Genomic DNA, 21,927 nt, shown 5'->3' on the forward strand with positions numbered 1-21,927 from the left:
TCAGCGCGACAACGAACGTCCCAGCACCTGCCAGGCACCACGGAGTGCGTCTTGCCAGTAGCTCCAGGAATGCGTGCCCGCGGGGCGAAACTCGAACGTCGCCGGAATACCGAGTCTGTCGAGGCGCTCCTGCAGTCGATGAGTGCAATAGTTGGTCGCCGCCTCGATGAGCCCGCCGATCACGATCTGATCGGGCAACGGCGGCGACGACGGCGGTCGTGGGACACCCGGAACCTCGTACGGTCCAGGCAGGCCGCTCGAGCTGGAAATGAACAGATCCAGCCCGCGGAGCCTGTCGGCATTCACGTACGCGTCGTGCTCGATCCACTCCGGGTCGTCGGGAGGTCCCCACATGTTCAGCGTGTCGCCGCGGGCACGGTCTTCGACGACTGCACGCAGAAAGAACTGTCCGACTGGGTCACTCGTCATCGCGCAACCGCTCAGCGACGCGACGCCGCGATAGAGACCGGGCGCCTGAATTGCCAGGTCTAGGACCGCCGACCCGGACATCGACAGACCACCGATGGCGTTCACACCGTTCGTACCGAGGACCGAATCGACGACCGGCGGAACCTCCTCGGTGAGGAACGTCTGCCATTTGTTGCGGCCGAGGACCGGGTCGTCACGCCGCCAATCGGTGTAGTAGCTGGCGTATCCACCGACCGGGATCACGACGTTCACGTTCTTGTCGGCAAAGAACTCCTCGACGTCCGTCTGCCGGATCCAGTTGGCACCGTCCTCGCCCGCACCAGCGCCGTTGAGCAGATAGAGCGTGGGCTGCCGAACACTCGTGTCCGGCGGCCGCAGCACCTGGAGTTTGACGACCTCGTCCATCGACGGGGAGTAGACGAAGACGTCCCAGCGCTGTGGACCGATCTGCTCGACGTGGTCCAACGTTCCGATCCGGACCGACGTGTCCCCCGTTGGGTCCGCGCCGCTCGAGGGCGCACCCGACAAAGCGACGAAGACCATGGCCGCGGTGGTCAGCAGAGCGGTGACCAGTCGCATCATCCCTCGATCTCCAATCGTCGTATCGCGTGCGGTCGGCCGAGGTAGGCGCCGATGAGTGGACCTGCGGTCACCATCGAAGCCGGCGCGCAGATCTCCCAGTGGGTGCACTCGACGACATGATTCGCGATCAACCGGCCGACGTAAGGCTGCCACGAATCCGCGGCAGCGGTCGAATCGGCGATCCCTGCCCCCGCGGTGAAGAACAGGACGTCCCCGTCATAGCGTCGCGGCACGTGGCTGTGCAGCAGAGTTGCGTTGTGCTGTGCGGCGCCGAGCAGATGCTCGATTCGGTCGCGTGACATCGACGGAACGAGCCGCCCGATCTCGGTGATCATGTCATCGAGCGAGTCGGCGGCGACCAGCCCCAGTTCGGCGTCCAGGTCACCGGCCAGCCCCAGGCCGGCGAGCAGGTCGGAAGCACTCAGCTCCTCGACCGCACCTGACTCCTGTGGCGGTGTCGCGAGGCTGTCCAGCAAGACCAGTGAGTCCACCCCGTCGCCCGCGTCGCGGAGCTGCCCCGCGATCGCGTGTGCGATGACCCCGCCGAGTGACCAGCCCAGAAGGCTGTACGGCCCTTCCGGTTGGATGCGGCGGATCTCGGCGAGGTAGCGAGCGGCGAGATCTTCGAGCGTCGCCGGCGAATCCTCACCGATCAGAGCAGTGGTCTGCAGACCGTAGATCGGGCGATCTTCGTCGACGTACTGTGCCAGACCGGTGTAGCACCAGGACAATCCGACGATCGGATGGATGCAGAAGACCGGGGCGCGATCGCCGCTCGTACGAATCGGCAACACGATGTCGAGAGCCACATCTGCGCCGGCACCGGCGGAGTTGTCGAGTTGGCGCCCGATGGACGCAGGCGTCGGGTCCGCCATGAGCCACTGCAGTGAGACCTCACGATCGGTTCGCGCACGCAGCTGCGCGACAGCACGCATGGCGGACAACGAGTTTCCGCCCAGGTCGAAGAAGTTGTCGTCCGCACCGACAGATTCGATCGCGAGCACAGCGGCGAAGACGTCGGCCACCGCAACCTCGGACGCCGTCACGGGTGCACGGTAATGCGCGCGACTCGCAAGGTCGGGCTGCGGCAGTGCCTTTTCGTCGAGCTTGCCGGTGGGAGTTCGTGGGAACGTATCGACGACGACGATTGCGGCGGGAATCATGTGCCGCGGCAGGAACTCTGCGATGAAGGCGCGGATCCGGTCCGAGTCGGGCGTCGTGTCCGGCCGAGCCACGACGTAGGAGACGAGGACCGTTTCGCCTGCCCCCGTATGCTTTCCGACGGTTACGGCGTGGTCCACGTCCGCGTGATTGACGATCGCGGCGTCTATTTCCCCGGGCTCGACGCGATGGCCGCGGATCTTGATCTGCTGATCGCTCCGGCCGCCGTACTCGAGCTCGCCCGGACCAGTGCCCCGACCGGTCCAGCGCACGACGTCACCGGTGCGGTACATCCGGTCGCCCGGGGAGCCGAAGGGATTCGCGACGAAACGCTCTGCGGTGAGACCGAGGCGCCGGTTGTAGCCACGCGCCAGCCCCGGCCCAGCGACGTACAACTCGCCCGGCACACCGACCGGAACCGGACGCAACCTGGCGTCGAGCACCAGCAACTCGAATCCGTGGACCGCGCCACCGATGGTGACCGGCTCGCCGGATCGCAGGTCGGCAACCGTGGAGATGTCGGTAGCCTCGGTCGGGCCGTAGCCGTTGAGCATCGTCCGGCCGGGTTGCCAGCGCGACACCAGCTCAGGCGTGCACGCCTCGCCGCCGACGCCGAGCACCTCGAGCTGCGTCTGGCCTGCGGGATCGATCGACGTCAGCATCGTGGGGGTGATGAGTGCGTGCGTCACCCGCTCGGCCGACAGGAATGTCGCCAGCTCGCCGCCATCCAGCAGCGGCGGCGATATGACGAGGGCACCTGCTGCCGACAGAGCCGAAACCATTTCTCCCACAGCCATGTCGAAGCTCGGCGACGTGTTGTGCAAGAAGCGCGACGAGGGCGTCATCTTGTAATGCACGCGTCGCTCGGCAGCGAGGTTCGCAAGGCCGCGATGGGTGACGACGACACCCTTCGGGACACCGGTCGACCCGGATGTGTAGATCATGTACGCCGGATTCCCCAGTCGCACATCGACACCGAGCGAATCCGGCGACTGCTCGGCCAGCAGATCGGCGATGTCGTCGAGGATCAGCCACTCCAGGTCGTCGGGCAGCGAAGGCCGATCCGCGGCGGTCGTGATTCCGAGGACCGCACCGGAATCGGCGAGCATGTGCGCGATGCGGTCCCGCGGATAGGTCGGGTCCACCGGCAGGAATGCCGCACCCGACTTCACCACGGACCAGACCGCGCGTACCGAGTCCAACGATCGCGGCAGTGCAACCGCGACAAACGATTCCGGCCGCGCACCGCGCGCAGCGAGGACGCGCGCGAGCCGGTTCGACCAGTCGTCCACCGAACGGTAGGTGTGGTCGACTCCGCGCCAGCGCAGTGCTGTACCACGCGGGTTGGCGGCGACCGCATCGCCGATCAGGTCGGCGAATGTGCGCGCCCGCGCACTTGCCGGGCCGCGAACCGGGACAAGCACATCGCGCTCCCCGCCATCGAGGAGATCGATATCTCCGACTGCCGCATCGGGTCCGGCCGCGATTTGCGAAAGCGTGCGCAGCACCCGGTCGCGCAAGCCGGTCACGAAGGCGTCGTCGAATACGGCTTGCTGGTACTTCAGCGTGAAGTTCAGTTCAGCTGCTTCGGTCACGGTGATGCTCAGTGGGTAGTGAGTCCCCTCGGCCATCTCGACACCGACAACAGACATCCCGTCGATCGACGACGCCTGGGCAATCGCCGTCGTATCGACCGGATAGGACTCGAACACCAGCAGAGTGTCGAAATCGGCAGCACCACCGGCAATCTCACGAATGTCTGCGAGGCCGAGATACTGATGATCGAGGAGCGCCGCCTGTTGCGACTGGAGCCGCGTGAGGAACGCGCCGATCGCCTCGGCAGGGTCGAGTCGCGCCCGGACGGGCAGCGTATTGATGAACAGGCCGACCATGGACTCGACGCCGTCCAACTCCGCCGGCCTTCCGGAGACGGTCGAACCGAACACGACGTCGTCGCGACCTGTCATGCGCGCCAGCACGATCGACCACGCTGCGGACATGATCGTATTCATCGTGACCCCGTGCGCAGCACCGAGCGCGGAAAGGCTTTCCTTCAATTCGATGCCGGTGGCGCCGTCGAGGCGCCCGACGCCTGCAGGCGCACCGGTCGAACGGTCGGCCGAGATCGCAACCGGCTGTTCGAGATCGGCAAGTGCATCCGTCCAAGCCTCGACCGCCGTCCGACGGTCGCGTGCCGCGAGCCACGCGAGGAACGAACGGTACGACGGCACACGCGGCAACACAGAGGCATCGCCACGCGTCGCGTAGAGCACGAGCAGTTCTTGCAGCAGTACCGGCATCGACCAGCCGTCGACGGTGACGTGGTGCAGCGTGACAACGAGCGACGAGGTATCGGGTCCTGTCGACACCAGGCAGAACCGCACGAGAGGCGGTGCGGCCAGGTTGAATCCGGTCTCGAGTTCGTCGGCACCGATCTGCGCAACCGTGCGACCGGAAACGTTCTCGATTGCCCGCCATGGTGTGTCGACGTGGTCGAGCACGAGTTGCACAAGTTCGCCCCGAGCGTCCGGAACGAACGCGGTCCGCAGGTTCGCATGCCGGTTCAGCAGGGCCGTCACCGCGGAGCGCATGCGCGTGGCATCGACGATTCCCTGCATATCGATGACGGTTTGCGTTGTGTAGACATCGCTTTCGGTATCGCCGACGAGTTGGGAATGGAATGCGAGCCCGTGTTGCAACGGCGACAGGGGCCACACATCCCCGATCCCCTGATAGTCGGCTTCCCATCCTTCGAGGTCGCGCTGAGTCACCGCGACCAGCGGCACGTCGGACGGTGTGAGACCACCTGCCGTGCCACTCTCGACGTGCGTTGCCAACGACGCGAGAGCCCGATTCCAGTGCTGGGTGAGGCTTTCGACGTCTGCGCTCGTCAGCACGCCGCGCGGGTAGGCAAAGGTCGCAGACAACTGCGCTTCGCCGTCGACGTCTGTCACGATGGCGTTGATGTCGAGAACGGCGGCGGCCGGCATGTCGGCATCGGGGGCCGCCGAGACATCGACGTCCGCGGCGGGAATCCAGCCGAGCTCGGCCACGTTCTCGGGCAACTCACCGACCGAAACCCGGCCCAGGTAGTTGAAGCTGATCTGCGGTTCGGTCAGATCACCCAGAGCCGCCGCGGTGTCGTCGTTGAGATAGCGCAACAGCCCGTAGCCGAGCCCCTTGTCCGGCAGCGCAACGAGATGTTCCTTGGTGGCCTTGATCGCGCGCCCAGCCTCGGTACCGCCGGCCATCGCAGACTCGATATCGATGTCGCGCAGATCGATTCGAACGGGGAACACAGTGGTGAACCACCCGACCGTGCGCGAGAGATCGGCACCTGGGACAGCGGACTCTTCCCTGCCGTGTCCTTCGAGTTGCAGCAGAACAGTCGGCTCCTCGATCGATCGCTCAGCGCGCCAGTGGCGAACTGCGAGGGCAAGCGCGCCGACGAGAGCGTCGTTCACGCCGCCGCGATAGGCCGCAGGCACCGTCGTCAGGATTGCGCGGGTCACTGCCGCGTCGACCGTGATGCGAACGCTGTCCACAGTCGACGCCGTGTCGATGGAGCGGTCCAACGGGCGACGTCCCAGCATCGGATCGGACGCCCGCAGAATCGATTCCCAGAGGGGTAGCTCCGCGACACGCGCCGGCGCATGTGCGGCGGCGGTCAGCGCGTGCGCCCAGCGGCGGAACGATGTGCCGACGGGCGCGAGCATGGGTGCCGAGCCGTGCGCGACCTGTGCCCACGCGCTGATCAGGTCGGGCACGACGATGCGCCAGGACACGCCGTCGACGACGAAGTGATGGACGATGACGATGAGCCTGCCGCACCCCTCGTCGGGGTTGAGCCATACGGCCTGCAAGACGACGCCCGCGCGCGGATCGAGGCGGCCCAGCGCGGCGTCCTTTTCACGCAGCGCCACTTCGGCAAGATCCTCGGCCGCGACATCGACGCGGTGCACCAATTCGTCGACCGCTACCGAACCCGCCGGCGCCACATCGAATTCGACGTCGGTGACCCACCGCGACCGCAACACGTCATGGCGGTCCACCACAGCGGTCAACGTCGCAACGACCCCCGACCGGTCGATGCCTGCCGGTAGCTCCAGCGCGATGAGGTGCGCGTACCGGTTCAGGCCGCCGCCACGACCCGCGACGAGCCGCATGACGGGAGTCGTCGGGAACGTGCCCACGCCGGCGCCCTCGAACTCGGCGAGCACGACAGCTTCGACAGCGTCCGCACTCGTGGCCACCTCGGCCAATGCCGCAACGGTCTTGCGCTCGAATACGTCTCGCGGCGTCAGGACGAGTCCGCGTTGCTTGGCTCGTGAGACTAGCTGGATCGACGCGATGCTGTCACCGCCGAGGGCGAAGAAGGAATCATCGACACCGACACGGTCGACCCCGAGCAGCTCACAGAACACCGCGGCGAGGGTCGTCTCCGCACTTGTTGCGGGGGCACGGAATCGAGTCGTTGCGGAGACGAAACTCGGCTCCGGCAGAGCGGCCCGGTCCAGTTTGCCGTTGACCGTGACCGGGAGACGATCGAGCACGACGTAGGCGTCGGGCAACATCTGCGGCGGTAACGAGTCGGCAAGCCGCGCGCGCACGAACTCGACGTCGACCGAACGCCCCTCTGCGGCAACCACATAGGCCGCGAGACGGTGCCCGAGCGGGGTGTCGTGCACGAGAACGGCGGCGTGTCGAAGACCGGCGCGACGCACGAGCACTGCCTCGATCTCACCGAGTTCGATGCGGTGGCCACGAATCTTGACCTGGCTGTCACTGCGGCCGTGGTACAGCAGTTCGCCGTCGGCGGTCCAGTGCACGACGTCGCCCGTGCGATACATGCGGCTGCCGTCGGATCCGTACGGGTTGGCCACGAAACGCTCGGCGGTCAGCCCATGCCTGCGGTGGTATCCGCGCGCCAATCCCGGTCCTGCGACATACAACTCGCCTGCGACCCCACGCGGTACGGGCCGCAACCGGTCGTCGAGCACCATCACTTCGAAGCCGTGGACGGGGTGCCCGATCGTGACGGGCGAACCGACGGTCAGGTCGGCGACCGTTGCGATGTCGGTCGCCTCGGTCGGCCCGTAACCGTTGCGCATGATGCGGCCGGGCTGCCAGCGCGCGACCAGTTCGGGCGTACATGCCTCGCCTCCGACACCGAGGACGACGAGCTGCTGATGTTCACCGGGCTCGATCGTCGCCAGCACCGCCGGGGTGATGAGCGCGTGCGTCACGTGTTGGTGTTCGAGGAGTTCGCCGAGCGCGTCGCCGGCGACCGCTGTGGTCGGTGCGACGACGAGCGTGGCCGCTCCCGATAGCGCCGATACCATCTCGCCGACGGCCATGTCGAAGCTCGGTGACGCGGTGTGCAGGAACCGCGAACGGGACTCGACGATATAGCGCTCGCGTCGCTCCGCCGCAAGGTTCGCCAGACCCCCGTGGGTGACGACAACGCCCTTGGGCAGACCCGTCGAACCGGAGGTGTAAATCATGTACGCCGGGTGATCCAAGCGGGTGCCGGTGGCGAAAGGCACAGGTGGCTGCGCACCGAGATCGAGATCCTCGACGATCAGCCAGTGCACCGAATCAGGCAGTGCCGGCCTGTGTTCGGCCGTCGTCACACCGAGTGTGGCGCCGGAATCGTTCAGCATGTGGGTAATTCGGTCCGCCGGGTAGGACGGGTCGACGGGTAGGTACGCGGCGCCGGTCTTGGTCACTGCCCACACCGAGCGAACGGAATCGAGTGAGCGCGGGATGGCCAGCGCAACAAATGTTTCCGGGGCTGCACCGTGCTCGACGAGTACTCGCGCGAACCGACTGGACCACTCGTCGACCTCGAGATAGGTGTATTCCGTTTCGAGCCAGCTGATCGCAGCGCCGTCGGGATTCGCTGCGACCGCGTGGGCAATCAACTCTTCGAGAGTTCGCGCGGGCGCCGAGGGCATGCCGCGCGCGGGCGCGAGTGCGCGCCGCTCCGACGATTCGAGCAGCTCGATATCGCCGACGGCCACACCGGGATCGGCGGCGACCGCGCGCAGAATGCGCACGAGCCGCGTCGCCATGGTGTGTATCGACGCTTCGTCGAATAGGTCGGTGGCGAAGTTGAACACCCCGACGAGTGGTTCACCCGCAACGGATTCGTTGACAGTCAGCGCAAGGTCGTACTGTGCGACGACCCGCTCGTATCCGAGCCCTGCAATACGCAGGCCAGGAAGCGCGAAGTCTTCGGCCACGCGATGCTCGTATGCGAATGCCACCTGGAACAAGGGTGAATGTGACTGCGAGCGCGGCGGATCGAGCACATCGACCAACCGCTCGAACGGAATGTCAGCGTTCTCGAAAGCATCGAGAGCTGTCGTGCGAACCGCTGCCAGGAGATCGCGATAGCTGCTCGCCGTATCGATCTCGGTGCGTAGCACGAGCGTGTTCACGAACATGCCGACCAGATCGTCCAGCGCGCGCTCACCGCGGCCGGCAATCGGGCTGCCGATTGCGATATCAGCCGTGGCGGACAAGCGCGCGAGCAGCACGGCAAACGCTGTGTGCAACACCATGAATGTTGTTGCGCCGTGCTCCCGCCCCAGCGCATCGAGAGCCGTCGACGTCTCCGCGTCGATCTCGAACGACACGTTCGCCCCGCGGTACGAGGCCGCAGGTGGCCGCGGCCGATCGAGCGGCAGTTCGAGCAGTTCGGGCAATCCCCCGAGTGCTCGCGACCAGTATCCGATCTGCGCGGCCGCGACCGAGTCCGCGTCGTCTTCGGAACCGAGCGCTGCCCGTTGCCACAGCGCGTAATCCGCGTACTGCACCTGCAGCGGTTCCCAGGCGGGCACCTGGCCGGATACGCGAGACGCGTACGCCACCATCACATCTCGGGCCAGCGGCCCCATGGAGATGCGGTCGGCGATGATGTGGTGTACGACGATGACGAGCGCAAAATCGTCTGCCGCCTGGAAAAGCCGGCCGCGGATCGGTACCTCCGTCATGACGTCGAATCCGCGCGTCACGACCTCCGCGACTCGTTCGAGTACGTCCGCCGGTGCGACTTCGATCGGTGCCAGGTCAAGCTGAACCTCGTCCGCAGGGACGATCAGCTGGATCGGCCCAGCACCGTCTTCGGGGAACCGGGTCCGGAGCGATTCGTGCCGATCCAACACGTCAGCGACGGCAGCCTGCAACGCGGCCACGTCGAGTGAACCTGTCAGTCGGATCGCCAACGGGATGTTGTAGGCCGCGGACTGTGGGTCGAACCTGTTGAGGAACCACATCCGGGTCTGAGCCAGCGACAACGGAATCCGGTCCGGACGCTCTTGCGCCACCAACCGCGCACGACCCTGACCCGCTAGAGCCGCCACTCGAACCGCAAGCGCCGCCACAGTCGGCGCCTCGAACAACTCCCGCACCGGAATGCGAGAGTCGAACGCCGCGCCCAACCGGGCAACCAGCTGAGTCGCTATCAGCGAATTTCCACCCAGAGCGAAGAAGTCATCGTCCACGCCGACTCGCTCCGCCCCGAGCACATCGGCAAACGTCTGCGCAACAACCACTTCCGACCGCGACCGCGGCGCCCGGAACTCCCGCACCGCAAACTCCGGAACCGGCAACGCCTTCCGATCCAACTTGCCCGAGGTGTTCAACGGGAACGCATCCAGCACCACAACCGCGGCCGGAATCATGTACGACGGCAGTCGATCCGCCAGACCCGCAAGGACAGCTGTCGAGGACACGTCGCCACCCGCCACGACATACCCGACCAGCTGATCACCTGTCGCGGTCGAAACGACAGCGGCGGCCGACTGATTCACACCATCGTGCGCAACCAGTGCCGACTCGATCTCACCCAACTCGATCCGCTGCCCACGGAACTTCACCTGGAAATCGATACGACCCAAATACTCCAGCACACCATCGGCCGTCCAGCGCACCAGATCCCCGGACCGATACATCCGCGCACCCGAGCGACCGAACGGATTCGCCACAAACCGGTCCGCCGTCAAATCCGGCCGCGCCACATACCCGCGCGCCAACTGCACACCCGCCAAATACAACTCACCAGGCACACCATCCGGCACTGGACGCAACTGCCCGTCCAACACAAAGACCTGCGAATTCCACTCCGGCACACCGATCGGCACCACACCGGCACCCGCAACCGCAGGCGCGTACGTGATCGACACCGCCGCCTCGGTCGGACCGTACAAGTTGTGCAACCCCGCCGAACTCACACTCGCGAAGGCCGACACCGTCTGCGGCGGCAACGCCTCACCGATCACGAACACGTGCCGTAACGACGCAATCCGCCCCGCATCCACCTGCCCCGCAAACACACTCAACATCGACGGCACAAAATCGGTCACCGTCACCCCATGCGCCGCAACCAGATCCGCAATCACCTCCGGATCCCGATGCGCGTCATGCGGTGCGACAACCAACGTCGCACCCACCTGCAACGGGAGGAAGTACCCCCACAGCGACACATCGAAGGTGGTTGCAGTTTTCTGCAGATACACATCCGACGAAACGAGCCCGTACTCCGCGCGCATCCAGGCCAACTGGTTCACGATCGCGCCGTGGCTGACCGCCACACCCTTCGGCCGTCCCGTCGACCCCGACGTGAAGATCACATACGCCGGTTGCTCCGGTTGCACAGACACCGACTCCATCGGCAACGCCGAATACAACGACCAATCGATATCGTCCAGCACCAACGTCGCCGCAGCGAAACCGTCACGCACCGTACTCAATACGCATACCGGCCGCGCCGTATCCAGAATGTGCCCGATCCGCTCCGCCGGATGATCCGGATCCAACGGTACATACGCCCCACCCGCACGCACCACCGCATACATCGCCACAACCAACTCGACCGACCGTCGAATCCCCAAGCCCACCAAAGACTCCGGACCCACACCACGCTCGACCAACACCCGAGCCAAACGATTCACCCGAGCATCGAACTCCGCATACGACACCGACTCCGACCCGAACACCACAGCAACAGCATCCGGATACGACACCACCGACCGTTCATACGCCGTCAGCAAGTCAACCTCGTCGACCAGCGCAGCCGTCGCGTTCCGGTCCAGCAAAATCCGACGGCGTTCGGCCTCATCGAGAACGTCGATATCGCCGACGCGCACCATCGGGTCGGCCACGACCGCCGCAATGACGCGCACGAACCGTTCCGCGAAGCCGCGCACCGTCGACTCGTCGAACAGGTCCGCCGCATAGGTAAACGTCGCCGACAGTCCGTCGCCGACCGAGTCGGAAATCGTCAGCTGCAAATCGAACTGCGAGAAGCCCGTATTCGCCTCGACCGGTGACACGCTGAGCCCCGGCAATTCGAAGGTTGTCTGTGCCATGTTCTGGAAGAACAGCGCCACCTGGAACAACGGATGATGCGCCGTCGACCGCACCGGATCGAGCACCTCGACCAACCGCTCGAACGGCACATCCGCATGCGCAAACGCCAGCAGATCCGACTCTCGCCCCCGCGCCACAACATCCACGAACGACGCCGCCGGATCGACCTGCGTCCGCAACACCAAGGTGTTCACGAACATGCCGACCAGATCGTCGAGTGCCTCCTCACCTCGGCCTGCAATCGGCGTGCCGATCGCAATGTCATCGGTACCGGACAGTTTCGACGCCAGCACCGCCAACGCCGCATGGACAACCATGAACAACGTCGCACCCTGCGCACGACCGACCTCGATCAACCGCCGATGCTCCACCGCACCGATCTCGAACGCGAACGACCCACCCGCATACGACTGCACACCCGGACGCGGCCGATCCATCGGCAAATCCAACCGATCCGGTAACCCCGCCAACGCCTCACGCCAGAACGCAACCTGCTGCGACGCAACCGAACCCGGATCACCCTCCGAACCCAGCACCGCCCGCTGCCACAAAGCAAAATCCGCGTACTGCACAGGCAACGGCGACCAGCCCGGAGCCTGACCGGACACTCGGGCACAGTACGCCACCATCACGTCGCGAGCCAACGGCCGCATCGACACACCGTCGGCACAGATGTGATGCGCGACGAGTGCCAGTACGTGCTCGGTAGCGGACAACTCGAATACACCGACCCGGAACGGCACCTCGACCGTTACATCGAACGGTGTGCGCGCGAATCCCCAGATGGTCGAGGCAACATCGTCGGCACTCACCGAGACCTGCGCGAGAGTCGGCACCGCGTCGGTGGCGGCCAGAATCACCTGTGCCGGACCGTCTTCGGTCTCCGGGTAGACCGTACGCAACGACTCGTGCCGCTCGATCACGTCCGCCATCGCCGCCTGCAAGGCCGCCAGGTCGAGTTCGCCCGACAAGCGCACAGCCACGGGGATGTTTTCCGCGGCCGATTCGGTGTCGAACCGGTTCAGGAACCACATCCGAGTCTGGGCCGGCGACAACGGGATTCGCTCCGGCCGCGGCCGGGCGACGAGTGTGGGCCGAGACAGCCTGTCGGCCGCTTCGACGGCGGCCGCGAGGGCGTGCACCGTCGGTTCGTCGAACAGCACGCGCACCGGCAATGCGGTGCCCGCGGCCTCGTTCAACCGGGCGATGACGCGCGTCGCGGCGAGGGAGTTTCCGCCGACCTCGAAGAAGTCGTCGTTCGCGCCGACCCGGTCCAGGCCGAGCACGTCGGCAACGACATCGGCGGCAGTCCGTTCCCAGGCTGTCGACGGTGCAACGTACGCGCGGACGGGCAGTGCGGGGTCCGGTAGTGCGGACCGGTCCACCTTCCCGTTGTTGTTGAGCGGCAAACGATCCAAGACCTCGATTGCTGCGGGCACCATGTAGCTGGGCAGCAGACCCCGCACAGCGGTAACGACGTCCGCGCCATGGACCGAGCCGGTCACGAAACCGACGAGGCGATCCGACCGGACGACGACAACCGCGTCCTGTACATCGGGGTGCGACCGAAGTGCGGCTTCGATGTCGCCCAACTCGATCCGGAAACCGCGCACCTTGACCTGGAAGTCGGCGCGACCGACGTAGTCCAGCTCACCAGACCTCGAGCGACGGACGAGATCGCCTGTGCGATAGAGACGCTCGCCGGTCCCAGCGGGGTCGGCCACGAAAGTTGCTGCAGTCAGCGAACTCCTGCCCACATACCCGCGCGCCAACTGGGCACCGGCGAGGTACAACTCCCCCACCACACCGGGTGGCACCGCGTGCAGTCGCGAGTCGAGTACGTGCACTCGCGTGTTCCACGCCGGCATGCCGATGGGCACGCTCGTACTGTCCGCGTCAGAGACCTCGTGCGCCGTGACGCTGACAGCGGCCTCGGTGGGACCGTAGAGGTTGTGCAGCACAGCGTCCGACTGGGCTCGCACGCGCGCGGCGAGGCCCGGCGCCAATGCCTCACCGATGCAGAGGATATGACGGACAGATTCGGGCAGGCGGCGATCCGACTCGGCGACGAGCAGCGCAAGCGTCGACGGCACCGCGTGGAGCACGGTGATCGACTCACGTTCGAGCACGTCGAGCAGATACACGCGGTCGAGGTGGCCAGCGATGTCGGCGAGGACCAGTCGAGCACCGTTCTGCAACGCGAACCAGTATTCCCACACCGAAAGGTCGAAGGTCGCAGCGGTTTTGACGAGAACAGCGTCGGTCGCACCGACGGGATAGCGATCGTGCTTCCACAGCAACTGATTCGAGACAGCCGCGTGCGATACCGATACACCCTTCGGGACACCGGTCGATCCCGACGTGTAGATCGTGTACGCGGTGTTGCCCGGGTGCAGGGGCCGAACCCGGTCGGCATCGGCGAACGGCGCCGAACTGTAGGCAACTAGATCGAGCCCGGCTACGTCGTCTGCCGTCAACACCAGTGCGGGGCGCGCAGACTCGAGCACCGTCCTCGTACGCTCTTGCGGATGATCCGGGTCGAGCGGAACGTACGCTCCGCCCGCGGTGACGACCGCGTACATTGCAACGACGAGCTCGATCGACCGCGGAATGTGCAGGGCAACAGCAGTTTCAGTGCCGACACCTTGCTCGACCAGCCACCGGGCCAACCGGTTCACGCGACTCGCGAGCTGGACGTACGTCAGCGTTTCCGACCCGGCAACCAGGGCAACAGCATCCGGCGTCCGGGCAGCTTGGGCGGCAAACAACTCTGGAAGAGATGCCACCGCAACAGGAACGGCGGTGGCGTTCGCGGCCTGCGCGAGAGCGAGGTCATCGGCGATCGTGATGCCGATATCCCCCACCGGGATCAGCGGATTCGCGACCACTTCGTCGAGCACGCGGACCAGTCGTTCGGCGAATACGTCCACGGTCGCCTTATCGAATAGGTCCGTCGCGTACGTGAACGTCGCCTCCAGCGGGCCGGGTCCGCTCGTCGCGTCGTGAACCACAGTGAGATGCAGATCGAACTTGGCTGTCCGAAGCGGTGATTCGAGCGCCGATACCGTCAGCCCCGGAAGCTCGAACGCGGTCGGCGCCATGTTCTGGAAGGACAGCGCGACCTGGAACAACGGATGACGGGCGTTGGAACGGGCCGGATCGAGAATCTCGACCAGTCGCTCGAACGGCAGGTCCGCATGCGCGAAAGCGGCGAGGTCCGCGGACCGGGTTCGATCGATCAATTCGGCAAACGTTGCGCCACGGTCGATTCGCGTGCGCAAGGCGAGCGTATTGACGAACATGCCGACCATGTCGTCGAGGGCCTCTTCACCGCGACCGGCGATGGGCGCACCGATCACCACATCGTCACTCGCACTCAGCTGTGCGAGCAGCACTGCAAACGCCGCGTGGAACACCATGAACAGGCTGGCACCGCTGCCTGCCGCAAGACTCTCCAGCTGCGCACGGAGCCGGGCATCGACGGCGAACCCGATCTCGTCGCCGCGGTAGGTCTGACGCGCGGGCCGCGGCCGGTCCGTTGGATGATCGATGAGATCGGGAATGTCGGCGAGGGCAGCCCGCCAATACGCGATCTGTTGCGCGATCGGGGATTCCGGCGCCCGCTCGTCGCCCAGCACGGCGCGCTGCCAGAGGCTGTAATCGGCGTATTGCACCGGCAGGTCGGTCCAGCTGGGCGCATTGCCCTGCGATCGAGCCGAGTACGCAATCATGACGTCGCGCGCCAACGGACCCAGCGACGAACCGTCCGCGGCAATATGATGCACGACGACGAGCAGGACGTGTTCGTCGGGCGACACTCGCAGGAGCGCGGCCCGAAGTGGAACTTCCACGGTGACGTCGAAGCCGCGCGCGACGAATGCGGCTGCGTGTGTGATCGGGTCGTCGACATCCAACGGGATCAATTCTGGAGCGACGGATTCGGCACTCTCGACAACCTGATGCGGCCCCGTCGAGCTGTCGGGATAGCGAGTGCGAAGCGATTCGTGGCGAGCAACGACGTCCGTGAGCGCCGTACGCAACGCGTCTGCGTCCAGCTGACCGGTAAGGCGAATTGCCAGCGGCAGGTTATCGGTCGACGACGTCGGATCGAAGCGGTTGAGGAACCACATTCGAGTCTGTGCGGGCGACAGCGGGATTCGCTCGGGGCGCGGCATAGCCACCAACCGCAGGCGATCACTGCGGACCGCCGTGTCCGCGGCGCGTGCCAGCCCGGAAACGGTCGGATCGTCGAAGATCGTTCGCACCCGGAGGTCGACGGCGAGCGCATCGTTGATCCGGGCAACCACACGAGTAGCCGACAGCGAATTGCCGCCCAGTTCGAAGAAGCTGTCGTCGGCGCCGGCGCGCTCCACGCCGAGGACTTCGGCGAATACGTCGGCAACCACCGTCTCCGAACGCGTTTCCGGAGCACGGAACTTACCGCGCCGAGCAAACAGCGGAGTCGGCAGTGCGCTCCGATCGACCTTGCCCGCAGGCGTCAGCGGAACAGCATCCAGGACGACGACCGTTGCAGGCACGAGACTTCGCGGAAGAGCCTGCGCGGCAGCTCGAAGCACGGCATCGGTGTCGATCGCAGCGCCGACGGGCACGACGTATCCGATCAACTGCTCGCCGAGCACGGGATCGGTGCGAACAGCCGATAAAGCCGCGGTAACGTCCGGATGCCGCGCGAGCGCAGCATCGATCTCACCGAGTTCGACACGCAGGCCGCGCAATTGGACCTGTGCATCCGAACGGCCGAGGTAGGTGATTTCCGCTTCGGTGGTCCACGCAACGACATCACCGGTCCGGTAGATGCGTTCCCCCGCCCGACCGGAAGGATGCGCCACGAACCGCCCGGCGGACAGCCCCGGCTGTCGGTGGTAGCCGCGGGCAACACCGGGACCAGCGATGTACAACTCGCCTGGAACGCCGACCGGAACCGGCCGTAGGCGCGAGTCGAGCACGAGCGCATGAACGCCGTCGAGCGGTACACCGATGGTGACGTCGTCACCTGGCGCGAGCGGACTGCCCATCGTGACGACAATCGTCGTTTCGGTAGGACCGTAACTGTTGAAGAACCGGCACCGGCCGCCGAAGCGCTCCACCAACTGCGGCGGGCACACGTCGCCGCCGACGACAACCGCCTCCAGGTCGGGCAGATCGGAACCGTCGACAGTTGCGAGCGCGGCGGGCGCAGTAATGATGTGCGTGATGCGTTGGGCACGAAGCAGTTCGGTCAGTTCATGACCACCGATAACCTCGGGCGGCGCTACGACGAGCGTCGCGCCCGCGCTGAATGCCTGGACCATCTCGAACACGGATGCGTCGAAGCTCGCCGACGACAATCGGAGCAACCGGGATACCGGCGACATTCCCAGTTCCGGCCGTGCGGCTGCGGTGAACGTCGTCAGACCCCGATGGGAGACCGTGACGCCCTTCGGGACACCGGTCGATCCCGACGTGTAGATGACGTAGGCGGGGTGCCGGACATCGAGGGGCGCCGTGCGGTCCGCGTCCGTGATCGGCGCTGCGGGACCGTCGAGAGGTAGTTCTTCGACGGTCAGCCAGTCGATCGAATCGGGCAGGGTCACAACCGATGCCGCATCCGTCAGGCCGAGAACGCACGCGGAATCGAGCACCATGTGCGCGATGCGTTCACGTGGATACGACGGATCGACCGGTACGTACGCGGCGCCTGTCTTCGCAACGGCCCAGACCACTTCGGCTGCAACAGCACTGCGCGGCAGCGCGATCGCCACGAACGACTCCGGACCGGCGCCCCGCGCAATCAGCAATCGCGCCAGGGCATTCGAGCGCCGGTCCAGCTCCCGATACGTCAGTTCCACCGAACCGGCCACCAATGCAAAGCCGTCCGGCGCAAGCGCCGCACCGGCGGCGAGGATCTCCGGCAACGTTCGTGGCTGCGCGGCTGGTCCGCCGGTGCGCGAACTCAGGTCGGCGTACTCGTCCTCGTCGAGGAGGTCGACGTCGCCGACCGCTACCGACGCATCAGCGAGCACCGCCGCGAGTAGGCGTTCGAACCGGACGCTCAGTCGATCGATCGTGCTGGGATCGAACAGATCGGTTGCGTAGATCCAGGTTCCGGAAAGTCCTTCGGCCCCTTCGTGGACGGTCAACTGAAGGTCGAACTTTGCCGGCAGCGAATCGACGTCCAGCGCAGCGATCTCGAGGTCCGGCAGGTCCAGCCTTCCGGCGACCTGATCCTCCAGTGAGAGTGCTACCTGGAAGATCGGCGAATGGGACTGCGACCTCGGCACATCGAGCAACTCGAGCAGCCGCTCGAAGGGCAGGTCGGCGTGGTCGTATGCGGCCAGGTCGGTGTCGCGTACCGACGCCAGGAGGGCAGCGAACGATTGACCCGGTTCGACACGGGTTCGCAGGGCAAGCGTGTTGACGAACATGCCGACCAGGTCGTCGAGCGCCGGCTCGGATCGCCCGGCGATCGGCGTTCCGATCACTACGTCGGCACTGGAACTCTGGCGGGCAAGCAACACTGCCAGGGCCGCGTGCAGCACCATGAACAGCGACGCACCGTGCGCTCGACCGAGTTCGGTCAGGCCGTCGATCACATCGGGGGCGAGCCGGAACGTCGAGGTCGCACCGCGCAACGATGCGACGGGCGGGCGCTGCCGATCCGCTGGCAGGGCAAGCAGTTCCGGTATACCCCGCAGGTGCTCGCGCCAATAGTCCGCCTGGCGGGCACCCAGGCTCCGTGGATCGGCTGCATCACCCAGCAATTCGTGCTGCCACACACTGAAATCCGCATACTGCACGGCGAGTGGCACCCACTGCGGTGCCGCACCCGCCGCTCGAGCCACATAGGCGAGTGCGAGGTCGCGGGCGAGCGGACCGGTCGATGCGCCGTCACTGCTGATGTGGTGGACGACGAGCGCGAGCACGTACTCGCTGTTCGTGCGAAACAGTGCGCCGCGGACCGGCACTTCTGCAGTCACATCGAAGCCCGCCAACAGGATCGAAGCGATGCTCGCGCGGAAGTCGTCGACGTCGCGGGGTGAAAGATCCAGTGCAACATCAGCTGTCGGCACGACGACCTGGTGCGGACCGTCCGCGCTATCGGGATACAGGGTGCGCAGCGTTTCGTGTCTGTCGAGAACGTCGCGGACAGCCGCGGCGAGCGCGTCGGTGTCGAGGTCGCCGGTCAGGCGCAGTAGCAGCGGGATGTTGTACGCGACCGATTCCGGATCGTATCGATTGAGGATCCACATTCGAGACTGCGCGGCAGACAACGGGATTCGCTCGGAGCGGGTCCGCGAAGTGAGCGCGGGACGGTTCGACTGTTCCGCAGTGCCCACGCGCGCGGCCAGCGCGGCGACCGTCGGCGCCTCGAAGAGTGCCCGGACTGCCAGTGCAACGCCGTGCTCGTCGTTGACGCGGCCGATGACGCGCGTTGCCGAGAGTGAGTTTCCGCCGAGTTCGAAGAAGTCGTCGTTGCGTCCGACGGTGTCGAGCCCGAGCACCGCACCGAAGATCTGGGCGAGACGCCGCTCGGGTTCGGATTGGGGGGCAACGTATTCGGCGGCGGCGAAGACCGGGGCCGGCAGCGCACGCATGTCGACTTTGCCTGCCGGCGTCGTCGGGACGCTGTCGAGCACAACGACGAGCGCGGGTACCACGTTGGCAGGCAACGACTCACCGGCGTGGCGGCGCAATCGGTCGACGTCGATCGTCCGATCCGGCGCGGGCACGACGTAGCTGACCAGCGTGGTATCACCAGCACTGTTATGTGCGACCGTCAACGCGAACGACACGCTGGCATGTCGCGCCAGGACGGCGTCGATCTCGCCGAGTTCGATTCGCAATCCGCGCAATTGCACCTGCGCGTCGGAGCGGCCGTGGTAGTTCAGCGAACCGGCTAGGTTCCAGGCGACGAGATCGCCCGTTCGGTAGAGCCGTTCGCCCGGCCCGGCGAAGGGGTTGGCAACGAACCGCTCCGCAGTCAGACCTGGACGAGTGTGGTAGCCGCGTGCCAGACCTGTTGTGGAGACGTACAACTCGCCGACCACGCCGACCGGAACGAGGCGCATTCGCGCATCGAGCACGAGCGCATGAACACCGTCGAGCGGGCGACCGATGGTGACGTCGTCACCTGGCGCGAGCGGACTGCCCATCGTGACGACAATCGTCGTTTCGGTAGGACCGTAACTGTTGAAGAACCGGCACCGGCCGCCGAAGCGCTCCACCAACTGCGGCGGGCACACGTCGCCGCCGACGACGACCGCCTGCAGGTCGGGCAGATCGGAACCGTCGACAGTTGCGAGCGCGGCGGGCGCAGTAATGATGTGCGTGATGCGTTGGGCACGAAGCAGTTCGGTCAGTTCATGACCACCGATAACCTCGGGCGGCGCTACGACGAGCGTCGCGCCCGCGCTGAATGCCTGGACCATCTCGAACACAGATGCGTCGAAGCTCGCCGACGACAATCGCAACATTCGCGAGTCACGGCGCGTGCCCAGTTCGGGCCGCGCGGCAGCCGTGTAGATCGCGAGGCCGGCGTGCGTGACGGTGACACCCTTCGGGACGCCCGTCGACCCGGACGTGTAGATCACGTAGGCGGGATGCCGGACGTCGAGGCTCGCAGTGTCGATCGGTGCAGAATCGCGTCTCTGCTCACTCTCGCCGGTCAACCACTCCACCGAATCCGGCAGTCCGGCAACGGTACTCACATCGGTCAGCCCGAGGATGCACCCGGAGTCGGTGAGCATGTGCCGGATTCGCTCCTGCGGATAGCCTGGATCGATCGGCACGAAGGCCGCGCCGGTCTTGGCGACCGCCCACACGGCGACGAGTACTGCGGCCGAACGCGGGAATGCGACCGCCACGAAGGTCTCGGGACGGGCGCCGAGTTCGATCAGCCTGCGGGCCAGCTGATTCGATCGGGTGTCGAGCTCCGCGTACGTCAGCTGCGTGGAGCCGTCGACCACGGCGACGCCGCCCCGCGAAGCTTCGACACCACCGCCAAGTATCTGCGGCAAGGTCTGCGGCCGGGACGCAGGCGGACCGACACGGCGCGCGAGGTCCGTGGTCTCCCCCGCGTCGAGAATCTCGATGTCGCCGACGACACTCGACGGATCCGCTACCGCAGTTCGCAGCACCGCCGAGAACCGTCGGGCGATCGTCTCGACAGTCGCGCGATCGAAAAGGTCGGTCGCGAACGTCAACTGTGCGCGCGCGGACTCGTCGCGACCGGGAGCGGTGACGGCCAGTGCCAGATCGAATTTGGCGGTCGTGGCGGCGAGGTCCAGCGGCTGCACGACGAGCCCTGGCAACTCGACCGACGGCACCGGTTCGTCGACGGAGAACGCAACCTGGAACAGCGGATGATGTGCGGTCGAACGCGCCGGCTTGACGATCTCGACCAGCCGCTCGAACGGCACGTCAGCGTTCGCGTACGCCGCGAGGTCGACATCGCGTACTTCTTGGAGTGCATCGGTGAAGGACGAGCCCGGCGCAATCTGCGTGCGGAGCACGAGCGTGTTCACGAACATGCCGACCACGTCGTCCAACTCGCGTTTACCGCGCCCAGCCACCGGAGTGCCGACCGTGATGTCGCTGCTGCCGCTCAGGCGCGCGAGTAGGACGGCAAACGCCGTGTGCAACACCATGAAAGGGGTGGATCTGGCCGAATTCGCAAGCGCGCGTACGGAGTCGTACGTCGCCGCATCGATCTCGAATTCGACCACGTCACCACGCTGCGACGCGACGGGCGGATACGCGCGGTCGGTAGGAACTGCCAGTCGTTGCGGCAGTTCGGTCAGTGCGCGAGTCCAGTATTCGACCTGCCGACCTGCCACCGAGGACGGATCGTCTTCGGCGCCCAGCGCATCGAGCTTCCACAGGGCGTAGTCCGCGTACTGGATCGGGAGCGGCGTCCATTGCGGCGCGGCTCCCGAAGTTCTGGCGAGGTAGGCGAGCACGATGTCACGAGTCAGCGGCTGCATGGACACGCCGTCCGCGGCGATGTGGTGGACGACGACCACCAGTACCCGCTCGGCGGGTGCGAGTTCGAGCAGCGCCAACCGCAGCGGGACCTGCGTCGTGACATCGAAACCGGTCGCGACCAGTTCGAAGACGTTGCCGGCGACCGCGTCCCGGTCGACGACCCGACGCTCGAGGGCAGGCTGCCACGAGGCCTGGATTGCTTGGACCGGTCCGTCGGGTGTGCTCGGGTACAGGGTCCGCAGGACCTCATGGCGGGCAACGACATCCGCAATCGCGGCGGTCAGTAGCTCGGGGCTCAGTTCGCCTGTCAACCGAAGCGCAGCAGCGATGTTGTAGGCGCCGGACGCCGGATCGAAGCGGTTGATCAACCACATCCGCAGCTGAGCAGGCGACAGT

2 protein-coding genes (1 of these 2 only partly in view) are annotated in these 21,927 nt (G+C 66.0%); both read right to left on the bottom strand.

The window, feature by feature from the left end; translation table 11 throughout:
- Entirely contained in the window at nt 1-1,011 is a 1,011-nt protein-coding gene (locus tag JGU72_RS01605) for an alpha/beta hydrolase (RefSeq protein ID WP_374101057.1), read from the bottom strand.
- Nucleotides 1,008-21,927, bottom strand: partial view of a non-ribosomal peptide synthase/polyketide synthase gene (locus tag JGU72_RS01610; protein ID WP_199682005.1) — the 3' portion only. Its footprint extends 7,619 nt past the window's final position; 20,920 of the gene's 28,539 nt are visible here — the last part of the coding sequence; its start codon lies off the right edge, out of view; the stop codon is at nt 1,008-1,010. The genes JGU72_RS01605 and JGU72_RS01610 overlap by 4 nt, the downstream gene beginning before the upstream one ends.

The sequence above is a fragment of the Antrihabitans auranticaus genome (assembly GCF_016481275.1).
Lineage (GTDB): Bacteria > Actinomycetota > Actinomycetes > Mycobacteriales > Mycobacteriaceae > Antrihabitans.